The sequence below is a fragment of the Thermomonas sp. HDW16 genome, assembly GCF_011302915.1.
Taxonomy (GTDB): Bacteria; Pseudomonadota; Gammaproteobacteria; order Xanthomonadales; family Xanthomonadaceae; genus Thermomonas.
Window position 1 is genome coordinate 698,595 of sequence record NZ_CP049872.1, and the last position, 20,939, is coordinate 719,533.

A 20,939-nucleotide genomic window follows, 5' to 3' on the forward strand; every position below is an offset into this window, starting at 1 on the left:
TGGCATGGCCGCCACCCTGCTTGCCGTCATCGTCGCACTCGCCATCGGTCACCTTGCGCCGGACGCCGCCTCCGGCGTGCGCCAGTACGGCTGGTTCGGCGGCTGGCTGCGTTGGCTCAACGCGCAATTCCCCGAAGGCAGCATCTGGCGTGGCGCGTACGGCATCGCGCTGGCCTTGGTGGTGCCGCTGCTGGTGGTCGGCCTGTTCCAGCTCGCACTCGACCAGCCGCTGTGGGGCTTCGTCGGCCTGCTGTTCGACATCGCCGTGTTGTTCTACTGCTGGGGCCCGCGTGATCTTGATCTCGATGTCGCCGCCGTGCTCGACGCGCCGGATGCCGCATCGCGCCGCAGCGCCGCCGAGCGCCTGTGGCCGGAAGGCGAGCCCGCCAAGCTCGATGGCGCATCGCTGGTCGAAGCCGTGTTCCGCAACGCGCTGCGCCGCTGGTTCGGCGTGCTGTTCTGGTTCTGCCTGCTCGGCCCGTTCGGCGCGGTGCTGTATCGCCTGAGCGTGCTCGCGGTGGAACGCGAACACGCGCAACTCGCGCACGAAACCGCGAGCGGCGCGAAAACCTGGCTCGCCATCCTGGAATGGCCGGTGGCGCAGCTGATGACGCTAGCGCTGGCCCTGGTCGGCAACTTCGACAGCGTGATGGCGGCATGGCGCGAGGAAGGCGCGTTCGGCTTGCATGGCAACCTGCTCAACACCGCCGCCCGCGCCAGCGTGCGCAGCGAGATCGCCGAGGAAGTGGCGGACTACACCGAGTCCGGCGTATCGGCATCCACCGCATTGGCCGAAGTCTTCGGCGAACTGCCGGAACTGCGTGATGCGATGAGCCTGGCCTGGCGCATCCTGGTGCTGTGGCTGGCGGTGATCGCGCTGTTCGTGATCGCGGGCTGGATCAGTTAGGCCGCATCCCCGCGCAATTCGCGCACCTTCGCCTCAAGCAGTTCGGCCGTCGCCACCGCGCCATCCATCGGTGCGCCCGCCACCACGTCCACATGCGCGCGCAACCGGCGCGGCACGCGCATGCGATCCAGCAGCTCGCCTTCCTTCGCATTGGCGCGGCGGCTCCACATGCTGCCCCACATGTTCTTCAGCGCCATCGGCACCACCGGCACCGGGCGACGCTCAAGGATTTTTTCGACGCCGGATTTGAACGGCGCGATGTTGCCGTCCTTCGTCAACGCGCCTTCCGGGAAGATGCAGACCAGTTCGCCGTCGGCCAATGCGGCATCCACTTCGTCGAATGCGCGCTGCATCAGTTCTGGATTTTCCTTCGCGCCGGCAATCGGGATCGCCTTCGCCGTCTTGAAGATCCAGCGCATCACCGGGATGTTGAAGATCCGGTAGTACATGACGAAGCGCGCCGGCCTCGGGATCGATGCGGACAGGATCAGCGCGTCCATGTAGCTGACGTGGTTGCAGACGATCAGCGCCGCACCTTCGTCCGGGATCTCGTCGATGCCGCGCGTGCGCAGCCGGTAAAGCGTGCGCACCAGCAGCCAGCTGAGGAAGCGCATCAGGAATTCGGGGACGATGGTGAAGATCCAGATCGCCACCAATGTGTTGGCGATCGCCAACGCCAGGAACAGTTGCGGGATGCTCCAGCCGGCCCAGGTGCGCAGGGCGAGGCACAGCAGCGAGGCCGCCACCACGAAACCCGAGTTCTGGATGTTCAGCGCGCCGATCACCCGCGACAGTTCGGTCTTCGGCGTGCGGCTCTGGATCAGCGAGAACAACGGCACCACGAAGAAACCGCTGAACAGGCCGATGCCGACCAAGTCGATCACGATCCGCCAGCTGCCGGGCTGCGCCATGAAGCCGGCGACGTCGAGCCCAGTCACGGTAGCCGCACCGCTGCGCGCGAAGAACAGGTCGAACAGGAACGCACTCATGCCGAACGCACCTAGTGGCACCAGCCCGATCTCCACCGTGCGCGCGGACAGCTTTTCGCACAGCATCGAGCCGACCCCGGTGCCGATCGAGAACAGCGCCAGCACGAATACGTACAGCGTGTTGCTGCCGCCGAGGTTCAAGGGCGCGTAGTCCGGTAGCTGGGTGGCGAACACCGTGCCCACGAACCAGAACCAGCTCACCCCAAGCACTGCATTGCGCACCGCCAGCTGCTTGCGCGCCAGCCGCAGCACATCGCGCGATTCGGTCAGCGGATTCCAGTTGATCCGCAACTCCGGCATCGAGGCCGCCACCGGCGGGATCATCCGGCTGGCGATGTTGCCGCACACCGCAAGCGCGATCACCGCCGCGCCCGCCGCATACGGCCCATGGCTGCCAGCCACGGTGAAGATCAGGCCGCCGAACAACATGCCGGTGAGGATGCTGACCGAGGTGCCCATCTCCACCAGCCCGTTGCCGCCGGTCAATTCGCGCGGGTGCAGCACCGCCGGCAGGATCGAATATTTCACTGGCCCGAACAGCGTGCTTTGCACCCCGGTCAGGAACAGCGCCACCAGCAACAGCGGCAACGCCTTCAGCACGAAGGCCAGCGCCGCCAGCGACATGATGAAGATCTCCATCGTGGTGGTGATCCGGATCAGCCTGTCCTTGTCCAGTTTCTCCGCGATCTGCCCAGCCGTGGCCGAAAACAGGAAGTACGGCAGGATGAAGATCGCCGGCGCCAGCGAGGCATACAGCGTGCGCTGCGACGGGCTGGCATCCATCCAGAACAGCAGGCCGATGATCGCTTGCCGGAACACGTTGTCGTTGAACGCCCCGAAGCACTGGGTCACGAAGAACGGCAGGAACCGGCGCTGCCCGAGCAACTGGAATTGGTTGGACGACATGAGGCCCCCTGCATGGATGGGGGGAGTCTAGCGGAGGCCGGCTATGTCGGACCCCTTTTCGCTTTTCGGTATGCTCGGCGCAGGGAGGGCAACGGATGCCACTGAGTCTCAACGAAATCCGCGAGCGCGCACGCGCATTCGCCAAGGAATGGGCCGGGGAAACCAGCGAGCGCGCCGAAGCGCAAAGCTTCTGGAACGGGTTCTTCGATGTGTTCGGTGTCAAGCGTCGCCGCGTGGCCGTGTTCGAGCAGAAAGCCGCGCGCTTTACCGGCAGCACGCATGGCCGCATCGACGTGTTCTGGCCCGGCGTGATGCTGGCCGAGCACAAGAGCGCGGGCGTGGATCTGGATGCAGCCTACGCACAGGCCACCGATTACTTCGCAGGCATCGGCGATGCCGAACTGCCGCGCTACGTGCTGGTCAGCGATTTCCAGCGCTTCCGCCTGCACGACCTTGAAGGCGATGCCGCCCCGGTCGAATTCGAACTGCGCGAGTTGCACAAGCACATCGGCCGCTTCGGCTTCATCAGCGGCTACCAGACCCGCACCTACAAGGAACAAGACCCGGTCAACGTGCAGGCCGCCGAGCGCATGGGCAGGCTGCACGATGCGCTGAAGGCCGCCGGTTACGACGGCCACCAGCTGGAACTGCTGCTGGTGCGCCTGCTGTTTTGCCTGTTCGCGGACGACACCGGCATCTTCCCGCGCCACGCCTTCCATGAACTGGTGGCGCAACGCACCTCGGAAGATGGTGCGGACCTGGGCCTGTGGATCGGCCGCCTGTTCCAGGTGCTCAACACGCCGGAAGACAAGCGCCAGAAGACGCTGGACGAACAACTGGCCGAGCTGCCTTACGTCAACGGCAAGCTGTTCGAGGAAATGCTGCCGCTGGCGGATTTCAACGCGCAGATGCGCGGCCTGCTTCTGGATGCCAGCGCACTGGACTGGAGCCGGATCAGCCCGGCCATCTTCGGCTCCATGTTCCAGTCGGTGATGGACAGCAAGGCCCGCCGCAACCTGGGCGCGCACTACACCAGCGAGACCAACATCCTCAAGCTGATCGGCCCGCTGTTCCTGGACGGCTTGAAGGCGGAGCTGGACAAGGCCGGCAAGGACGAGAAAAAGCTGGCCCAGCTGCATCGCAAGCTGGCCATGTTGAAATTCCTCGATCCGGCCTGCGGCTGCGGCAACTTCCTGGTGATCGCCTATCGCGAACTGCGCGAACTGGAATTGGAAGTATTGAAGCGCCAGTTCGCCACCCAGCAATCGGTGCTGGTGCGGGTGCAGGACCATGTGTTCATCGATGTCGACCAGTTCTACGGCATCGAGATCGAGGAATTCCCGGCGCAGATCGCGCAGGTGGCGATGTGGCTGATGGACCACCAGATGAACCTGCGCGTGTCCGAGCACTTCGGCGAAAACGTGGTGCGCCTGCCGCTGAAGAAGTCTGCGACGATCGTCCACGGCAATGCGTTGCGGATCGATTGGAGCGATGTGGTGCCGGCGGAGACGTTGAGTTACATCCTGGGGAATCCGCCGTTTATCGGCTCCAAGATGATGACCGCCGAGCAGCGCGACGATCTGCTCGCGATTGCCGGTTCACTGAAGGGCGCAGGCGTGCTGGATTTCGTCAGCGCGTGGTACCTGAAGGCCGCGCAGTACATGGGCGCTCATCCGATCCGCGCGGCCTTCGTTTCCACCAACTCCATCACCCAGGGCGAACAGGTGGGCGTGCTGTGGGGCGAGATGCTGCAGCGTGGGATGCACATTTTCTTCGCTCACCGCACGTTTCAGTGGAACAACGAAGCGCGTGGCGTTGCCGCCGTGCATTGCGTGATTGTCGGCTTCGCAAACTCGAGTATCGCGCCAAAGCGCTTGTTCGACTACGAAGATATTCGGGGCGAAGCACATGAAGTCGATGCGGTGAATATCAATCCGTATCTTGTTGATGCGGCGAACCTCTTGCTTGCAAAGCGTTCAGCGCCGATATCATCAGTGCCCGAGATTGCGTTCGGAAGCATGCCGAACGACGGAGGCATGCTTTTGCTCGACGAAGACGAGCGCAAAGCTTTGCTAGCACTGGAGCCAGCAGCGGCCGCTTGGGTGCGGCCGTTCCTTGGTTCGGTGGAATTCATTAACGGATTGAAGCGATGGTGCCTGTGGCTGGTTGATATTTCACCAGCTGAGTTGCGTGGACTTCGGCATGTTTCAGAACGTATCGCTTCTGTGCGAAAAAATCGCTTGGAAAGTAAGCGCGAGACAACGAAGACCTTGGCGATGACGCCATCGTTGTTCGGAGAAATTCGTCAGCCAAAAACTCGGTACATCGCAATTCCGAAAACATCCTCGGAAAATCGTGCCTTTGTACCGATGGGATTTTTGGCGCCAGAGGTTATTGCAAGCACCGAATTATTCACTGTCTCTGGCGGCGCCTTTTATGAGATCGGAGTTCTACTTTCGACCATGCACATGGCATGGGTGCGCACAGTCTGTGGTCGCTTGAAAAGTGACTATCGCTATTCCGCCGGCATCGTCTACAACAACTTCCCCTGGCCGGACATTCCCGACGATAAACATCGCACTGCGATAGAAACTGCCGCGCAAGCCGTGCTGGATGTCCGCGCCGAGTTCCCGGAATCCACGCTGGCTGATCTGTACGACCCGCTGACCATGCCGCCCGCCCTGGTCAAGGCGCATGCCGCCCTCGACAAAGCCGTGGACGCCGCCTACCTCGCCGCCGAAAAAGCCGCCGGCCGCAAACCGCCGAAACTCACCACCGACGCCGAGCGCGTGGCCTTCCTGTTCGAGCGTTACCAAGCCCTCACCAGCCTGTTGCCGGCGGCGAAGCCGAAGAAGGGGCGCAAACGTAGTTAGGAGATTCCGACATGGACGTTGTCATGAAAAGCCTGTTGCCCGCCATCATCCTGCTGGCCTTGATATTCATTCCCGTGGGTTTGGTGGTCGCAACGGTGTTGTTGCAGAAGCGGGCGGACAAGCGCAGCGAGAGGCGCTCGCCGATCAACGAGAAATTGTTGCATCAAGCCGGTTCGCAGGCACGCAAGAAGGCCGATGCACTTGGCGACGACCTGATGGAACGACTCATGCAGGTCATGCTGATCGGCCCGATGGTCATGCTGGTCATCCTTCTTCCGCGCGTGAACTGGTCCAAGTTGCAATTCCACTGGATCAATTGGCTGGTGTTGGTCGGTGCGCTGTGTTGGGTGTTGTGGCTGGCATGGCGGATTCTTCGCTTGCGCACGGATCGTGTGAAGTGGCTGGAGGGCATGCGCGCGGAGATGGCCGCTGCGCAGCAGCTGGACCGTCTGCAAGCGCAGGATTGCTACGTGCTGCATGACATCCCCGCGAAGGATTGCAACATCGACCATGTCGTGGTTGGCCCGCACGCTGTCTTCATGGTCGAAACCAAATCACGGCGCAAGCCGGGGCAGGGCAAGGCCTCCGCCAACATGACGTACGACGGCAAGGCACTACAGTTCCCGGGCTGGAGCGAAACCAAGCCGTTGGAACAAGCGCGTGCGCAGGCGAGTTGGCTGTCCGATTACCTGCGTGGCGAAACAGGCGAGCCAGTGCCCGTGGTCGCCGTGGTTTGTTTGCCAGGATGGTATGTGCAATCCGGGAAAGAGGCGTATCGAAGCGATGTCCGGGTCATTAACCCGAAGATGACGGCGCTGTTCATCGATGCAGGCAACCGTCCTTTGCTGGCAGACGCCCAACGCAACCGGATCGTGAATGCGTTGCAGAAGCAGTATCCGGAAATCGAACAGTAAAAAAAATGTCATGAAAAAATTCTTGGCTAAGCAGAAAAACCAGGCCGCACTTATGCGCACCTTTGGCGAAGACAGGGCGGCCGAGAATGCGCAGGACGAAGCCGCATGAGCAGTCTGTTCTTTTCTTACTCGCACAAGGATGAGGCGCTGCGCGATCGGTTGGAGGTGCACCTGGCGTCGCTCAAGCGCAGCGGTGCCATCGCCACCTGGCATGACCGGCGCATCACGGCAGGCGATTCATTCAGTCAGCGCATCGACGAACACCTGGAACGTGCGGACATCATCTTGCTGTTGATCAGTCCTGATTTCCTGGCGTCCGATTACTGCCACGACATCGAGATGCAGCGCGCCCTGCAGCGACACGCCGAAGGCAGCGCGCGCGTGATCCCTGTCATCCTGAAACCCTGCGATTGGCAGCATTCGCCTTTTTCTTCGTTGCTGGCGGCACCCACCGACGGCAAGCCAATTACACGCTGGCCGGATGAGGACGAGGCATTCCTGGATGTTGTCCGCCAGATTCGTGCAGCCTTGCCCGCGCCCGGTTCGGTCGCTTTCGACCAAGGACTGCCTGCAGCAACTCATGCGGTGGTCCAGCCGCCGATTGCCGGCCCCAGATCGAGCAACCTGCGCCTGCGCAAGCAATTCAGCGACGCAGACCGCGACCAGTTCATCGAAGATGCGTTCGAGTTTATGGGACGCTTCTTCGAGAACTTACTTGCCGAGCTTTGCGAGCGTAACGCCTCAATCGAAGGCCGTTTCAAGAGGATCGATGCCAATCACTTCAGTGCGGTGATCTACGAGTCTGGCAAAGCGCGCAGTCAATGCACCATTCGCTTGGGCGGCCCTTTCGGGAAAGGCATAAGCTACTCGAGTGACGTAGGCGGATCCGGTAACAGCTGGAACGAGATGTTGTCCGTTGAATGCGACGATCAACATCAGTTCTTGCGCTGCATGGGTATGTCCATGATGGGCAACCACCGCGATCAGCAGCTCAGCCATGAGGGTGCCGCCGAGTATTTCTGGTCCATGCTTATCGCGCCGCTTCAGCACCATTAGCGCAATGGCGGCAGCGTAAAGTTTCGCCGTTTCCTGTCCAGTAGCGAGTCACGCATGCGCCTCGAAAAAATCTTCGCCATCCAATGGGCCAACCTGTACCCGATGTACCTGAAGAAGGCCGAGGCCAAGGGCCGCACGCAGTCGGAGCTGGACCAGGTCATCCGCTGGTTGACCGGTTACACCGCAGCCGGGCTGCGCAAGCAGAACGAAGGCGACGCCGACCTCGAGACCTTCTATGGCAAGGCGCCCAAGTACAATCCGAACGCGGCGCTGATCACCGGGATGGTCTGCGGGGTGCGGGTGGAAGACGTTGAGCATCCGCTGATGCGCCAGATCCGCCGGCTGGACAAGCTGGTCGATGAACTGGCCAAGGGCAAGCCGATGGAGAAGATCTTGCGCGGGTGATGGCGGTCGCATGCAAGGAGGCGGGATGAGACAGGCGGGCCGCATCGGCCAATGGAACGACGACAAGGGTTTCGGGTTCGTGACCCCGAATGGCGGTGGCGCGCGTGCGTTCGTGCACGTCAAGGCGTTCCAGGTCTCCGCGCGACGTCCGGTGGTGGGCGACCTGATTTCCTACGACACCGAAACCGATGCGAAGGGGCGCTTGAATGCCATCAACGTGCGGTTCGCCGGGCAGCGCATCCTGACGCCTGCAGCGGCGCTGCGGCGCACGCCGAAGACACGCACAACGCCGATGCGCACTCCGCGGCTGACCATCGCGATCACGTTCCTGCTGGTCGTAATCGCGCTGGCGGTGTTGGGCATCATGCCCGCGACACTGGCGTTGGCCTACCTGCTGATGAGCGTGGCGTCGTACCTGATGTATGCGTTCGACAAGGAAGTGGCAGGCAGGGCGCGGTGGCAGCGCATCCCCGAAAACACCTTGCATCTGCTGGACCTGCTGGGTGGATGGCCAGGTGGCCTGATCGCGCAGCACGTGGCGCGGCACAAGACAGTCAAGGCGTCGTTCCAGCGTGCGTTCTGGATCACGGTGGTGTTGAACTTGTTGGCATACGCTGTGTTGTGGCGCAGCGGGATTGCGGCGACGTGGACGGAGTGGTTGCTGGGTTAGTGCTGAGGGAAAAGAGGAGAAGGGGTCGGAGTGAAGTTTCCTGTTGCCAGCCGCCTGCAGCTACCGCCCGGCGAATGGGCCACGGTGCTCGACGGGCTTTGCGCCCGCTTTCCGCAGATTCCACGGGACACATGGCTGGATCGCTTTTCGCGTGGACGCGTGCAGGATGCGAGTGGGTTAGCGCTTGGTGTCGACACACCGTATCGGGTGGGCATGGAAGTGCGCTACTTCCGCGAGGTGTTTGATGAGCCGCGCATTCCTTTCGAGGCACGCATCGTGTTTGCCGATGCACACCTGCTGGTGGCGGACAAACCGCACTTCCTGCCAGTGATGCCAGCGGGGCGCTTTGTTCGCGAGACCTTGCTGTCGCGCTTGCAGGCGCAGCTGGGCAATGCCGATCTGGTGCCGCTGCACCGCATCGATCGGGAGACGGCGGGGCTGGTGCTGTTCTCGGCCAATGAAACAACACGCAGGGCCTATCAGGACTTGTTCCGCAAACGCCTGATCCGGAAATTCTACGAAGCCATCGCGCCACCCTTGCCGGCGCTGTCGATGCCGCACATGCACAGCTCGCACCTGCGTGCGGGCGAGCCGTTCTTCCGCATGTGCGAAGCGGATGGCGATGCCAATAGCCACACCCGCATCGAGGTGATCGAACGTGGCGTCGATGCGTGGCGTTACGCCCTGCAGCCGGTGACTGGCCGCAAGCATCAGTTGCGCGTGCACATGGCGGCGCTGGGCGCGCCGATCGCCAATGACGGTCTTTACCCGGCCTTGCGTCCGCACGCGCCCGGGGATTTCAGCCGGCCATTGCAGTTGCTGGCCAAGTCACTGCACTTCATCGATCCGCTGGACGGCAGGGAGCGCGGGTTTGAAAGCGGGCAGGTATTGTCGATCTGAAACCCAAGGCGTCGGCGCAGTTTGTTCGCCCGTATTGATCCCGTGCCCACCTGCACTGTTCCCCGTTACGCAGGGCTGACTACCGCCGATACCGCGCCTTGCCCTCATTGACCTTGTGCTTCGCCTGCACGCGCACGCGCGGGCGCAACCAATCGGCGAATTCGGTTTCGGTCAGGCTGCCATCGGCGAGTGACAGCATGTGCAGGTATTTTTCTTCGCCGCTGGCATCGAGTTCGACATCGTTGAGTGCAAGGAACACGCGATAGGCGACGTGTGCGGTGCGCTTGTTGCCGTCTACGAAAGGATGATTGCGGGCCAAGCCGAAGGCCAGGCTGGCTGCGAGTGCCGCGATGTCCGGCGGCGGGTCGCCATAGGCATGCAACTGCTGCGGCTTCGCCAATGCAGATTCCAGCAAGCCTTCATCGCGCACGCCGCTGCTGCCGCCGTGTTCGGCCAGTTGTCGTTCGTGGATGGCCAGCGCCAACGTGCGGTCGATCCAGACGATCATCGCGGCGCGCTCATTGCGCCAGCTTGCGCAGCACGTCGCGATCCTCGCGCATGATCTGCTCCGCCACTTCCATCTGCGCGGCGAATTCCGGGTCATACGTGGTGAGCCGCAGGCCGTCCGGGGTTTCCACCGCGTACAGCTCGTCGCCTTTCTCCACGCGCAGGCGGGCCAGCAATTCCTTGGGCAGGATGACGCCGGCGGAATTGCCGATGGCGGTGACTTTCAGCTTCATGGCGGTGGCCTGGTTGGCGAGAACGACGTTATAACGAATGTAATACGGATGTCGTGCCGCTGGCAAGCCGCTGGATGAACCGGGCGTCGACATCGGCCATGGCGTTTTCGAACGAGCCAGCTTGGTCTGGCTAGGGTGTGTGCAACCCACCGATGAGGAGGTTTGCATGACGGCCGATACCAAGAGTCCGCTGGAACAGGTGAACGACACCTTGGCCCAGCTCAAGGAAATGCGTCACTACTCGAAGACCTACGTGGAGCAGCTGACCACGCAGTGGCTGCTGTTCGATGGCCAGCTGAAGAAGTTGAAGCAGGCCGGCAAGTTCGAGGACCTGATGACGCGCCAGGCGGAATTCCACGAAGCGCTGGATAGCGAGATCGGCGAATTGGAAGAACTGGCCGCCTCGTTGCAGCCGGCGCCGGAAGAACAGGCCGCTTGATCTTCCGCGTGTGATCCACCGCACTGCGCTGCATTGCAGCGTTCCAGTGAGATGACCGCCATCGGGCGATACCGTTGCTAGAGTGCGGTATCGCCCGTTTGGTGTTTGCACATGAGCACATCCCTGATGCCCGCCGCCTTCCTCGGCCACGGCAGCCCGATGAACGCCATCGAGCGCAACCGCTACACCGAGGCCTGGCGCGCGTTCGGCGCGTCGGTGCCGCGCCCGCGGGCGATCCTGGCGGTGTCCGCGCATTGGTACGTCAATGGCCTGGCGGTCACCGCGATGCCGCGCCCGCGCACCATCCACGATTTCTACGGCTTCCCGCAGGCCTTGTTCGATGTGCAGTACCCGGCACCGGGGCTGCCCGAGCTCGCGGAAGAAGTGGCGGATGCGGTCTCGCCGGATCGTGTCGGCGCGGATCTGGACGGCTGGGGCATCGACCACGGCACCTGGGGCGTGCTGGTGCACGCCTTCCCCGAAGCCGCCATCCCGGTGGTGCAGTTGTCGATCGATGCGCGCAAGCCGCTTGACTGGCATCTGCAGCTGGGCGCGAAACTGGCGGCGCTGCGCGAACGCGGCGTGCTGATCGTGGGCAGCGGCAACGTGGTGCACAACCTGCGCGCGATGGATCGGCAGCAGCCGGATGGCGGATTCGATTGGGCGCATCGCTTCGATGACGCCGCGCGCGAATTGATGACCGCGCGCCCGCACGAGATCGCCACGCTGGCCTCGCATCGCGACTACAAGCTTGCCGTGCCCACCGACGAACATTTCCTGCCGCTGCTCTACATCGCCGGACTGGCGTCTGCCGCAGGCAAGCCGACCAAGGCATTGGTCGATGGCTATGCCTACGGCTCGCTGTCGATGACGTCCTATACGTTGGAGGCGCATTGCCCGCAGTCCACCGACGATGCCGGTGGCGCGGGACCGTTGGACACCAGCTTCCCGCCGGAAGACGCGAACATCTGACGTTCCCTGGCGCGGCGATCAGCCCGCCGCGCCCAGCGTCTCGCGCACGGTGGCGTGCAGGTGGCCGCGCATGCTCAACCAGCCGGCCAGCATCGCCGCCACGGTGCCGACCAGCGCGCCGATGGCCAGCGTGCTCCAGCTCCACGTGGGCGGCAGATCCAGCACGCGCTGCGCGAACAGGGTGCCGATGCCGGCAGCCGCGAGTGCGGCGATGCTGCCGGCGATCGCGCCGATCGCGCCGAATTCCACCAGCTGCGCATTGCGCAATTGCGCGCTGCTCGCCCCCAGCGTGCGCAACACGCCGAGCTCGGTGATGCGTTCGCGCCGCGTTGCCGCCACGGCGGCCACGAACACCAGGCAGCCGGACAGGAAGGCGAACCAGAACACCACCTGGATCACCAGTGCGGCCTGGTCGCCGATGCGCTGGATCTCGCCGGTGATGGCGTCGATGTCGATCACGTTGGCATTCGGCACCGCGCGCGCGAGTTCGCTGGCCAATGCGGTATCGCCACGCGGCACGCGCACCGCGGTGATGTAGGTCGCGGGCAGGTCGCGCGCGATGTCGGGCGAGGCCAGCACGAAGAAGTTGGGCGTGAAGCTTTCCCAACGCACATCGCGCAGGCTGGTGATGGTGCCTTCGATGCGCTGGCCAGCGACATCGAAGGCGACCTTGTCGCCCAGCTGCCAGCGCAACTGTTCGGCGAATTCGGTTTCCACCGAGAACTCATTGCGTGCCGTCGCCGCGTTCCAGAACTTGCCGGCTTTCAGCGTGTTGCCTGCCGGCAGCGCAGCGGCGCTGGAGAGATTGAATTCGCGGTCGGCCAGGCGTTCGCCGCGGCCCTGCGGTGCGGGACGTCCACGTTCCTGCGCGCTGGGGCCAACGTAGCGCGCGCGAATCAGCGGCGACAACCCGACCGATGCGTAATCGAGCCGATCCAGCACTGCATCGAACGCCTGCCGTTGTTCCGGCTGCACGTTGATGACGAAGCGGTTCGGCGCGTCACCGCGCACGGTCGCCTGCCACTGCTCCCACACATCGGTGCGCACCAGCAGCAACAGCAGCAGCGCCATCAGGCTGGTGCCGAGTGCCACCACCTGCGCGACGGTGAGGCGGCGGCGTCGCGAAAGATTCAGCAACGCATAACAGGTGATGCCGCTGCCGCCGCGTCCGGCGCGTGCGACCAATGCCGCCAACGCCCAGCCGGCGATACCGAGCACCACGGTCGTTGCCAGCAAACCGCCCAGCAGGATGCCCGCCGCCTGCGCATTGCCGGCGGCCTGCCAGAACAGCGCAAGCAGGCCGAGCATCGCCAACGCGAACAACACGAGCGCGGACGGCGAAGGTGTACGCAGGTCGCTGCGCAACACCGCCAACGCACTCACCCGACGCAATGCCAGCAGCGGCGGCAATGCGAAGGTGAGCAGGATCCAGAAACCGACCAGTGCACCTTGCAGTAGTGGCAGCAATTTTGCGGGAGGTAATGCTGCGCCGAGTTCTTTCGCGATCCACGCACCGGCGATCTGCTGCAGCACCGCGGCAGCGGCCAGCGCGGCGATGATGGCGATGCCGCCAAGAATGGCGAGCGTGCCGACGTACAAACCGACGATGTCGCGCTGGCCCGCACCGAGCGCGCGGAACGTGGCCGCGATCTGCCGATGCCGCTCCGCATGCTGGCGCGCGGCCATGCCGATGGCGACGGCGGCCAATGCGGCGGTCAGCACCAGCGAGATCGATAGAAAGCGTTGCGCCCGATCCAGCGCGTTGCGCAATTGCGGGCTGAGGTCGTCGCCGGTTTCCACCCGTGCGCCGGGGCTGCGGTCGGCTTCGCGCGCTTTCACCCATTGCGCAATCGCGGTCGGTGCGCCGCTCACTGCCACCCGCCAGGTCGCGCGCGCGCCGGGGCCGAGCAGGCCGCCGGCTTCGACCTCGGCCAAGGGCAGGATCACGCGCGGACCGAGTTCGACGCCATTGAGGGGACGGTCGGGCTCCTCGACCACGATGCCCGCCAGCTGCAGCGGGCGACCGCCGACTTCGACCATGCCGCCCAGCGAGGTACGCATGCGCTGTGCACCGGATTCGCTCAGCCACAGGGTGCCTGCTGCAGGGCGCGGCAGGCGCTGCACGCCTTGCGAGGTGCGCACCGTGTACGGGCCGAGCAGGGGTGCGTCATCGGCCAGCGCTTTCAGCGTGCCGAGCTGCGGTGCGGCTTCGCGCGAGCCGACCATGCTGGCCAGTTCCACGCTGCGATAGAGGCGCAGGTTCAGGCGTTGCGCGTCGGTGACGGCGGTATCGATGGTGCCATCGTCGCTGCTGAACGCGGCATCGCCGCCGACCAAGCGGCGGCTTTGTTCGGCCAGCGCATCGGTGGTGCGTTGGGCGATGCTGCCCACGCCGGCCAGCGCCAGCACGGCGACGAACAATGCGGCCAGCAGTACGCCGAACTCGCCATTGCGCCAGCCCTGCCAAGCCTGGCGTGCGGCCATCCGCATGGTGCCGGCAAGCGTCATGCGAGCAGGCGCCCGGCATCCAGCCGCAGCTGGCGGTCGCAACGTGCGGCCAGCCGTTCGTCGTGGGTGACCACCACGACGGTGGTGTTTCGCGCGCTGTCCATGTCGAACAGCAGGTCTTCGATGGACAGGCCAGTCTTGCGGTCGAGGTTGCCGGTGGGTTCGTCGGCGAACAGGATGCGCGGCCGCGCGACGAAGGCGCGTGCAATCGCCACGCGTTGTTGTTCACCGCCGGACAACTGGCGCGGCAGGTGATGCAGGCGCTCGCCCAGGCCGACCTTCTGCAGCAGTTCGCGCGCAGCCTGCGCGCCGTTCTGGCCGCGCAGTTCCAGCGGCAGCGCCACGTTGTCCAGCGCGCTCATCGCCGGCATCAGCTGGAAGTTCTGGAACACGAAGCCCACCGCCTGCGCACGCAACGCGGCGCGTTCGTCTTCATCGGCATCCTGGATCGGTACGCCATCCAGCCAGACGTCGCCACGGCTGGGCACGTCCAGCCCCGCCAGCAGCGAGAGCAGGGTGGTCTTGCCGGAGCCGGACTCGCCGACGATGGCGACGCGCTCGCCGGCCGCGATGTCCAGGGTGATGCCGTCGAGGATGGTCAGCTGACTGTCCGGCAACGCGACGGTCTTGCCGACACCGTGCGTTCGCAAGCTGCCGCGTGCGGGCGTGCTAGCGTTTGCAGCAGATTTCGAAGACGGAGCCGGGTCGATGGCGGCAGTGCGGGCGTGGGTGCTGGGGGTCTGTTCCATGCTGCTGATCCTAGCGGCGCCGGATGCGTTTGCGCGAGAGCTGAAGGTCCTGGTGATGGGCGATTCATTGTCCGCCGCCTACGGCCTGCGTACGGAGCAGGGCTGGGTGGCGTTGGCCGATGCCAAATCCACGCGTTACGCCTTCCACAACGCCAGCATTTCCGGCGAAACCACAGCCGGCGGGCGCAGCCGGATCGCGGCCGAACTCAAGCGGGTGCAGCCGGATATCGTGGTCATCGAATTGGGCGCCAACGATGGCCTGCGCGGGCTGCCGTTGCAGCAGATGGGTAGCAACCTGGGCTGGATGATCGGGGCATCGAAAGCGGCCGGCGCGCGGGTATTGCTGGTGGGCATGCAGCTGCCGCCGAATTTCGGCCGTTATGCCACCGATTTCCAGCGCAGCTACGGTTTGATCAGCGAGCGGTTAGGCACCGGCCTGGTGCCGCATTTCCTCGCCCCTCTGGGTACGCAGCGCAGTTGGTTCCAGAGCGACAACCTGCATCCCACCGCCGAAGCACAGCCGCTGTTGGTGGATGAAATGCTGAAGGCGCTGGACGCGGTGACTGCGCGCTGACTCAAGCCTCGCCGCGCTCGCGCGCGATCGCGCGCCAGCCGATGTCGTTGCGATGGAATTCGTTGGCCCAATGAATGGCATCGACGCCGGCATACGCATTGCGCTGCGCATCGGCCACGCTGTCGCCCAGCGCGGCTACGCACAGCACGCGGCCGCCAGTGGCGATGATGTCGCCGGCATCGTCCAGTGCGGTACCCGCATGGAACACCTTGGCATTCGCGGGCACTGCATCGAAGCCTGAAATCACGTCGCCGATGATCGGGGTTTCCGGATACGGTTTCGATGCCAGCACCACGCCCAGTGATGGCTGCGGCGTCCACTGCGCTTCGGTGTTGTGCAGCTTTTCGTCGATGGCGGCTTCGACCAGTTCCACCAGATCCGATTCCAATCGCAGCATCACCGGCTGGGTTTCCGGATCGCCGAAGCGCACGTTGAATTCGATCACCTTGGGCGCGCCGCTGGCATCGATCATCAGCCCGGCGTAGAGGAAGCCGGTGAACGGAATGCCGTCTTTGATCATGCCTTGCACGGTCGGGTTTACTACGTCGCGCATGACCCGCGCATGCACCTCCGGCGTGACCACCGGTGCCGGCGAATACGCGCCCATGCCGCCGGTGTTCGGGCCGGTATCGCCATCGCCAACGCGCTTGTGGTCTTGCGAGGTCGCCATCGGCAGTGCGGTGCGGCCATCGACCATCGAAATGAAGCTGGCCTCTTCGCCATCCAGGAACTCTTCGATGACCACGCGCGCGCCGGCATCGCCGAACGCATTGCCGCTGAGCATGTCGCGCACGGCGGCTTCGGCCTCGTCCAGCGTCATCGCCACGATCACGCCCTTACCGGCGGCCAGGCCGTCGGCTTTCACCACGATGGGCGCGCCCTTGTCGCGGATGTAGGCAAGCGCGGCATCGACATCGGTATGCACCGCATAGAACGCAGTGGGAATGCCGTGGCGCTGCAGGAAGTCTTTCGCATACGCCTTGCTGCCTTCCAGCTGCGCGGCCTTGGCGGTGGGTCCGAAGATGCGGTGACCGGCGGCGCGGAACGCATCCACGACGCCCGCGACCAGCGGTTGCTCGGGGCCGACCACGGTCAGCGCGATGCCCTCGTCCTGCGCGAGTTGCAGCAGGCCGTCGATGTCGGTGGCCTTGATCGCCACGTTGCGGCATTTGGCTTCGGTCGCGGTGCCGGCATTGCCCGGTGCCACCAGCACTTCGGTCACCCGCGGCGATTGCGCCAGCTTCCACGCTAATGCGTGTTCACGACCGCCGGAACCGATCACCAATACTTTCATCGCGTTGCCTCTTGTGTGAGATCGAGCATCTGCAGCGAGACCAGTTTGCTTCCGCCGGCAACGTGCTGCTGGCCCACTTCGACGAAACCGAAGCGATCGTGGAAGGCCTGCGACGCCGGATTTGGCGGCTCGAGGTTGTATTCGCACACCACGTGGTCGATGCCGTGCTGGCGCGTCAGCGCGAACAGGTCGCGGTACAGCTTGCCGCCGATGCCCATGCCAGCTGCGGCTGCATCGACCACGATGCGATCCACGTAGACGAAGCGCGGGTAGCGCGTGGCGAACCAGCGGAAATTGTCGTTGTCGTACGCCGCCGTGTGATCCATCGCCAACAGGAAGCCGAGTACACGGCCATCCACTTCGGCGACGCGGAAGCGGCAGGCGAGATTGGCCAACGCTTGCAACCGCGCGTGATCCATCGCGCTGGTCTGCGCGACCTCGGCATCGTTGAGCGCGAGGATGCGCTCGAAGTCCGCCGCTGCGGCGTCGCGCAGGATCACGTCGGCCATGTCAGTGGCGGAAGTGGCGCACGCCGGTGAACACCATCGCCAGGCCGTGTTCGTCGGCGGCGGCGATGACTTCGCTGTCGCGCATCGAACCGCCCGGCTGGATCACTGCCTTGATGCCGGCTTCGGCGGCGGCATCGATGCCGTCGCGGAACGGGAAGAAGGCATCGGACGCCATCACCGAGCCTTCGACCTGCAGGTTGGCGTCGTGCGCCTTGATGCCTGCGATGCGCGCCGAATATACGCGGCTCATCTGCCCGGCACCGACGCCGATGGTGTGCAGGTCTTTCGCGTAAACAATCGCGTTGGATTTCACGAACTTCGCCACCTTCCACGCGAACAGCAGGTCGCTGAATTGCGCCTCGGTCGGTGCCAGCTTGGTCACGACCTTCAATTCATCGCGGGCGACCACGCGATCATCGGCGGTCTGCATCAGCATGCCGGAGCCGACGCGCTTGGTGTCGATGAAGCCGGGCGACGGCGCTGCCAGCGGAATCCGCAGCACGCGCACGTTGGCCTTCTTCTTCGCGTAGGCGAGGGCTTCGTCGTCGTAGTCCGGTGCGATCAGCACTTCGACGAACTGGCGGTCGAGGATAGTTTTCGCGGTGGCGGCATCGAGCTTCGTGTTGAAGGCGATGATCCCGCCGAACGCGCTAGTGGGGTCGGTCGCATAGGCGGCTTCATAGGCATCGCCGCAACCCGCGCCGACTGCCACACCACACGGGTTCGCGTGTTTGACGATCACGCAAGCCGGCGCGTCGAACTGGCGCACGCATTCCCAGGCCGAATCGCTATCGGCGATGTTGTTGTAGGACAGTTCCTTGCCCTGCAGCTGGGTGAACGTCGCCAGCGAACCCGGCGCCGGCCACAGGTCGCGGTAGAACGCGGCCTGCTGGTGCGGGTTTTCGCCGTAGCGCAGGTCCATCACCTTGACGAAATTGCCGTTGGCCTGCGCGGAGAATTGCGCATGGCTGCCGTCGTCCTGCTTGGCGGAGAGGAAGTTGCTGATGCAGGCATCGTAGAAGGCGACGTTGTTGAACGCGGCGACCGACAGCGCGAAACGGGTCTTCGCCGACAGTGCGCCATTGTTCGCATTCAACTCGTCGACGATACCGGCGTATTGCGCCGGATCGGTGGCGACCGCCACGCGGGCGAAATTCTTGGCTGCGCTGCGCAGCATCGCCGGGCCGCCGATGTCGATGTTCTCGATCACGTCCGCGAACGTGCTGGACGGGTCCATCGACACTTTCAGGAACGGATACAGGTTCAGCACTAGCAGGTCGATTTTCTCGATGCCGTGCTCCGCCATCACCGCGTCATCGGTGCCGGCGCGGCCCAGCAGGCCGCCATGCACCTTCGGATGCAGGGTCTTGACCCGGCCATCCATCATTTCCGGGAAGCCGGTGTGGTCGCTGACGTCCTTGACCGTCAGGCCCGCCTCGCGCAGCGCCTTGGCCGTGCCGCCGGTGGACAGCAGTTCCACGCCATGCGCGGCCAATGCCTTGGCGAAGTCGAGCAGGCCGGTCTTGTCGGACACGGACAACAGGGCACGGCGAACGGCCACGGCGGGGCCTTCGAACAGGTTGGCGGTCATGCGGGGAGGCAGTGCGTGGGGAAGCGCCAATTATAGGCGCTGGCGTTGCAGCCGCTTACGAGGCCAGCCCGTAATCCTTGAGTTTCTTGCGCAAGGTGGCGCGGTGGATGCCCAGCATGGTCGCGGCGCGGCTCTGGTTGCCGTCGCAATGCTTCAGCACTTCAGCGAACAGCGGGATTTCAAGCTCGCGCAAGGCAATGTTGTACAGGTCGTCGGTGTCGCAGCCGTCCAGGTCGCGCAGGTAGCGACGCACGGAGTTCGTCACATGGTCGCGCAACGGCGCGCGGTTGGCGTCCTGGCGGTCGGCGGAAACGTTCAAGCGGGAGCCCTCGATGCGAACCGCGCCGAGCGAATCCATCGCCGCGGGAAGGGGAGTCTAGCGCGCTGCGCGCGCGGATGTCATCGCGCCGGCCTATTCATCGAAAAAATAGTGCGCGCGCCGTGCAAATGGATTCACTCGAAGCGGAAGTCGAACGCGACGATGCCCGCCGCCGGTTCCACGATGTCGAAGGCCAGTTGGGTAGCCTGCCCGGGAACGAGCAGCGCGTCCTTCGGCGCGTCGCCCAGGTAGTCGCGCGGCTGGAAGCGGCGCGCGCCCAACTGCCGGCCTTCGGCATTCGACAGCATCAGTACCAGTGCCGGCCACGGCTGCGGCCAGGCGGCGTCGTTGCGGAAGCTGGCCTGCACGCGCAGCACGCCGGGGCGGCCGGGCACCGCGATCACGTCGCGCGAGAGCATGCTGAAGGCGGTGGGTTCGTGCCATGCGGGCACGCTGCAGCCAAGTGCGCCGCAGGTCGTGATCACCAGTGGCCGCCAGCGCGCATCCGCCGCGAGTTGCGCGCGCTGGCTGAAGAACAATTGCGCGAGCAAGACGAGCAACAGCAATGCCAATGCGATCCATTCGCCGCGTCGCGAGCGCGGCGGCGCGGCTTCGCGGATGAAGCTCGGCGCGCGGCTCACTTGCGCCTGCCTTCGATGCGGATCCAGTCTTCCCGTTGCGTCGTGCGCAGGTCGTCGAACCATGGCGCATAGCGTTCCAGTAGCTCGCTTTCCTGGCCGGCAAGGATGCCGGACATCGCGATGCGCCCACCCGGTGCAACGCGCGCGGCCAGCGTTTCCGCCAACGCATCCAGCGCGATGGCGAGGATGTTGGCCACCACCACCGGGTACGTGCGTACCGGTTCGTCCTGCGGCATGTACACGTCGATGCCGGTGCCATTGCGCTGCGCGTTGTCGGCGGTGGCGATCAGCGCCTGCGGATCGTTGTCGACGCCGACCGCACGCGCCGCGCCAAGCTTCAGCGCGGCCAGCGCGAGGATGCCGCTGCCGCAGCCGAAGTCGAGCACCTCGCGGCCTTGCAGCTCGCCTTGTGTCGCAAGCGTGTCCAGCCATTGCAGGCACAGCGCGGTGGTCGGATGGGTGCCGGAGCCGAAGGCCAGGCCGGGATCCAGGCGCACGATCGCGGCATCCGCTGCGTTCGCGTCCTCGGGCAGTTCATGGTTCCACGGCACGATCCAGGTGCGTGCACCGAAGCGCATCGGCTGGAACTGGTCCAGCCAGGCGCGTTCCCAATCCTGATCTTCGATCTTCTCGAAGCGTGCCTGCGTCCAGTCGAGTCCAGGATCGAAGGCTTCCAGCGCGGCCAGCAGCATCAGTGCATCGGTGTCGGCATCGAACAATGCCGTCAGTGTCATTTCGTGCCAGAGGGGGATTTCGCCGACGCCGGGTTCGAAGATCGCCTGTTCGTCCACCGCGTCCAGATGCGCGTCCTGCAGAGTCACTGCCAGCGCGCCCACGTCTTCCAATGCGTGCTCGACGCGCGGCTGCTGGTCTTCGGTGCAGGGCAGGCTCAGTTGCAGGTAGGGCATGCAGGGAAATGGCGCGGGGGAGGCCGCGCCATTCTCGCAGTTTCGCCGTGCCCGTGGATCAGCGGCCGCGCGCTA

Annotated in this window: 21 protein-coding genes; 10 read left to right on the forward strand and 11 right to left on the reverse strand. The window is 64.5% G+C overall.

The window, feature by feature from the left end; genetic code table 11:
* Positions 1-4 precede the first annotated feature (4 nt).
* A complete protein-coding gene (locus G7079_RS03080) occupies positions 5-907 on the forward strand; it encodes a cobalamin biosynthesis protein (RefSeq protein WP_166055453.1) in 903 nt (300 codons plus the stop codon).
* Here G7079_RS03080 and G7079_RS03085 read toward each other — a convergent pair.
* Positions 904-2,802 (reverse strand): MFS transporter, encoded by a 1,899-nt coding sequence (locus tag G7079_RS03085; protein WP_166055455.1) that lies wholly within the window; start codon positions 2,800-2,802, stop codon positions 904-906. The two genes, G7079_RS03080 and G7079_RS03085, sit on opposite strands and share 4 nt — an antisense overlap.
* Before the next feature lie 95 nt (positions 2,803-2,897).
* Here G7079_RS03085 and G7079_RS03090 point away from each other — a divergent pair, with 95 nt between their 5' ends.
* The 6 genes from G7079_RS03090 to G7079_RS03115 all read left to right on the forward strand — a co-directional run bounded on the left by G7079_RS03090 (position 2,898) and on the right by G7079_RS03115 (position 9,620).
* Complete coding sequence (locus G7079_RS03090; protein ID WP_166055457.1) at positions 2,898-5,675, forward strand: class I SAM-dependent DNA methyltransferase; 2,778 nt, start codon at positions 2,898-2,900, stop codon at positions 5,673-5,675.
* Between the two features lie 23 nt (positions 5,676-5,698).
* On the forward strand, positions 5,699-6,589 hold the full coding sequence (locus tag G7079_RS03095) for a nuclease-related domain-containing protein (RefSeq protein WP_166055459.1): 891 nt from the start codon (positions 5,699-5,701) through the stop codon (positions 6,587-6,589).
* Positions 6,590-6,694: 105 nt separating this feature from the next.
* A complete protein-coding gene (locus G7079_RS03100) occupies positions 6,695-7,645 on the forward strand; it encodes a toll/interleukin-1 receptor domain-containing protein (RefSeq protein WP_166055461.1) in 951 nt (316 codons plus the stop codon).
* A 54-nt stretch (positions 7,646-7,699) separates the two neighbouring features.
* Positions 7,700-8,050: a DUF2200 domain-containing protein gene (locus G7079_RS03105; RefSeq protein WP_166055463.1), complete on the forward strand. Its 351-nt coding sequence runs from the start codon at positions 7,700-7,702 to the stop codon at positions 8,048-8,050.
* A 25-nt stretch (positions 8,051-8,075) separates the two neighbouring features.
* Positions 8,076-8,720, forward strand: coding sequence for a cold shock and DUF1294 domain-containing protein (locus G7079_RS03110; protein ID WP_166055465.1), 645 nt, complete (start codon positions 8,076-8,078; stop codon positions 8,718-8,720).
* Between the two features lie 30 nt (positions 8,721-8,750).
* The gene (locus tag G7079_RS03115) at positions 8,751-9,620 is read left to right on the forward strand and encodes a pseudouridine synthase (RefSeq protein WP_166055467.1); all 870 of its coding nucleotides are present in this window, start codon (positions 8,751-8,753) and stop codon (positions 9,618-9,620) included.
* A gap of 79 nt (positions 9,621-9,699) precedes the next feature.
* On the opposite strand, the gene G7079_RS03120 is transcribed toward G7079_RS03115, so the two are convergent.
* Together G7079_RS03120 and G7079_RS03125 are read right to left on the reverse strand one after the other, a co-directional pair.
* A complete protein-coding gene (locus tag G7079_RS03120; RefSeq protein WP_166055469.1) occupies positions 9,700-10,128 on the reverse strand; it encodes a type II toxin-antitoxin system death-on-curing family toxin in 429 nt (142 codons plus the stop codon).
* Positions 10,129-10,138: 10 nt separating this feature from the next.
* Positions 10,139-10,360, reverse strand: a complete 222-nt coding sequence (locus G7079_RS03125; RefSeq protein WP_166055471.1) for an AbrB/MazE/SpoVT family DNA-binding domain-containing protein — start codon at positions 10,358-10,360, stop codon at positions 10,139-10,141.
* A gap of 166 nt (positions 10,361-10,526) precedes the next feature.
* Between G7079_RS03125 and G7079_RS03130 the strand changes: the two genes are divergently transcribed.
* Together G7079_RS03130 and ygiD are read left to right on the forward strand one after the other, a co-directional pair.
* Positions 10,527-10,799: a hypothetical protein gene (locus G7079_RS03130; protein ID WP_166055473.1), complete on the forward strand. Its 273-nt coding sequence runs from the start codon at positions 10,527-10,529 to the stop codon at positions 10,797-10,799.
* Positions 10,800-10,910: 111 nt separating this feature from the next.
* Positions 10,911-11,771 (forward strand): 4,5-DOPA dioxygenase extradiol, encoded by an 861-nt coding sequence (gene ygiD / locus G7079_RS03135; RefSeq protein WP_240906227.1) that lies wholly within the window; start codon positions 10,911-10,913, stop codon positions 11,769-11,771.
* Positions 11,772-11,789: 18 nt separating this feature from the next.
* Here ygiD and G7079_RS03140 read toward each other — a convergent pair whose 3' ends face one another.
* Positions 11,790-14,279, reverse strand: coding sequence for an FtsX-like permease family protein (locus tag G7079_RS03140; protein WP_166055475.1), 2,490 nt, complete (start codon positions 14,277-14,279; stop codon positions 11,790-11,792).
* Positions 14,276-15,028 (reverse strand): ABC transporter ATP-binding protein, encoded by a 753-nt coding sequence (locus G7079_RS03145; RefSeq protein WP_166055477.1) that lies wholly within the window; start codon positions 15,026-15,028, stop codon positions 14,276-14,278. The genes G7079_RS03140 and G7079_RS03145 overlap by 4 nt, the downstream gene beginning before the upstream one ends.
* On the opposite strand from G7079_RS03145, the gene G7079_RS03150 reads away from it, so the two are divergent.
* Positions 15,027-15,602, forward strand: a complete 576-nt coding sequence (locus G7079_RS03150) for an arylesterase (RefSeq protein WP_206203240.1) — start codon at positions 15,027-15,029, stop codon at positions 15,600-15,602. The genes G7079_RS03145 and G7079_RS03150 overlap by 2 nt on opposite strands.
* Before the next feature lies 1 nt (position 15,603).
* Here the strand turns inward: G7079_RS03150 and purD are convergent, their stop codons facing one another.
* The 6 genes from purD to prmA all read right to left on the reverse strand — a co-directional run bounded on the left by purD (position 15,604) and on the right by prmA (position 20,864).
* The gene (purD, locus tag G7079_RS03155) at positions 15,604-16,896 is read right to left on the reverse strand and encodes a phosphoribosylamine--glycine ligase (RefSeq protein WP_166055481.1); all 1,293 of its coding nucleotides are present in this window, start codon (positions 16,894-16,896) and stop codon (positions 15,604-15,606) included.
* On the reverse strand, positions 16,893-17,405 hold the full coding sequence (locus tag G7079_RS03160; protein ID WP_240906228.1) for a GNAT family N-acetyltransferase: 513 nt from the start codon (positions 17,403-17,405) through the stop codon (positions 16,893-16,895). The genes purD and G7079_RS03160 overlap by 4 nt, the downstream gene beginning before the upstream one ends.
* A gap of 1 nt (position 17,406) precedes the next feature.
* A complete protein-coding gene (gene purH / locus G7079_RS03165) occupies positions 17,407-18,996 on the reverse strand; it encodes a bifunctional phosphoribosylaminoimidazolecarboxamide formyltransferase/IMP cyclohydrolase (protein ID WP_166055483.1) in 1,590 nt (529 codons plus the stop codon).
* Between the two features lie 55 nt (positions 18,997-19,051).
* On the reverse strand, positions 19,052-19,315 hold the full coding sequence (gene fis / locus G7079_RS03170) for a DNA-binding transcriptional regulator Fis (RefSeq protein WP_240906229.1): 264 nt from the start codon (positions 19,313-19,315) through the stop codon (positions 19,052-19,054).
* Between the two features lie 134 nt (positions 19,316-19,449).
* On the reverse strand, positions 19,450-19,956 hold the full coding sequence (locus G7079_RS03175; protein ID WP_240906230.1) for a DUF3426 domain-containing protein: 507 nt from the start codon (positions 19,954-19,956) through the stop codon (positions 19,450-19,452).
* Entirely contained in the window at positions 19,953-20,864 is a 912-nt protein-coding gene (gene prmA / locus G7079_RS03180) for a 50S ribosomal protein L11 methyltransferase (RefSeq protein WP_166055489.1), read from the reverse strand. The genes G7079_RS03175 and prmA overlap by 4 nt, the downstream gene beginning before the upstream one ends.
* Positions 20,865-20,939 lie beyond the last annotated feature (75 nt).

Excerpts from the sequence above, each read along its gene's own strand:
- purD (WP_166055481.1), bottom strand. The coding sequence starts at position 16,896 with ATGAAAGTATTGGTGATCGGTTCCGGCGGTCGTGAACACGCATTAGCG.
- G7079_RS03080 (WP_166055453.1), top strand. The coding sequence starts at position 5 with ATGGCCGCCACCCTGCTTGCCGTCATCGTCGCACTCGCCATCGGTCAC.
- G7079_RS03140 (WP_166055475.1), bottom strand. The coding sequence starts at position 14,279 with ATGACGCTTGCCGGCACCATGCGGATGGCCGCACGCCAGGCTTGGCAG.
- G7079_RS03095 (WP_166055459.1), top strand. The coding sequence starts at position 5,699 with ATGAAAAGCCTGTTGCCCGCCATCATCCTGCTGGCCTTGATATTCATT.
- G7079_RS03100 (WP_166055461.1), top strand. The coding sequence starts at position 6,695 with ATGAGCAGTCTGTTCTTTTCTTACTCGCACAAGGATGAGGCGCTGCGC.
- G7079_RS03105 (WP_166055463.1), top strand. The coding sequence starts at position 7,700 with ATGCGCCTCGAAAAAATCTTCGCCATCCAATGGGCCAACCTGTACCCG.
- G7079_RS03085 (WP_166055455.1), bottom strand. The coding sequence starts at position 2,802 with ATGTCGTCCAACCAATTCCAGTTGCTCGGGCAGCGCCGGTTCCTGCCG.
- G7079_RS03090 (WP_166055457.1), top strand. The coding sequence starts at position 2,898 with ATGCCACTGAGTCTCAACGAAATCCGCGAGCGCGCACGCGCATTCGCC.
- G7079_RS03110 (WP_166055465.1), top strand. The coding sequence starts at position 8,076 with ATGAGACAGGCGGGCCGCATCGGCCAATGGAACGACGACAAGGGTTTC.
- G7079_RS03120 (WP_166055469.1), bottom strand. The coding sequence starts at position 10,128 with ATGATCGTCTGGATCGACCGCACGTTGGCGCTGGCCATCCACGAACGA.
- G7079_RS03130 (WP_166055473.1), top strand. The coding sequence starts at position 10,527 with ATGACGGCCGATACCAAGAGTCCGCTGGAACAGGTGAACGACACCTTG.
- G7079_RS03160 (WP_240906228.1), bottom strand. The coding sequence starts at position 17,405 with ATGGCCGACGTGATCCTGCGCGACGCCGCAGCGGCGGACTTCGAGCGC.
- prmA (WP_166055489.1), bottom strand. The coding sequence starts at position 20,864 with ATGCCCTACCTGCAACTGAGCCTGCCCTGCACCGAAGACCAGCAGCCG.
- ygiD (WP_240906227.1), top strand. The coding sequence starts at position 10,911 with ATGAGCACATCCCTGATGCCCGCCGCCTTCCTCGGCCACGGCAGCCCG.
- G7079_RS03145 (WP_166055477.1), bottom strand. The coding sequence starts at position 15,028 with ATGGAACAGACCCCCAGCACCCACGCCCGCACTGCCGCCATCGACCCG.
- purH (WP_166055483.1), bottom strand. The coding sequence starts at position 18,996 with ATGACCGCCAACCTGTTCGAAGGCCCCGCCGTGGCCGTTCGCCGTGCC.
- G7079_RS03125 (WP_166055471.1), bottom strand. The coding sequence starts at position 10,360 with ATGAAGCTGAAAGTCACCGCCATCGGCAATTCCGCCGGCGTCATCCTG.
- G7079_RS03150 (WP_206203240.1), top strand. The coding sequence starts at position 15,027 with ATGCTGCTGATCCTAGCGGCGCCGGATGCGTTTGCGCGAGAGCTGAAG.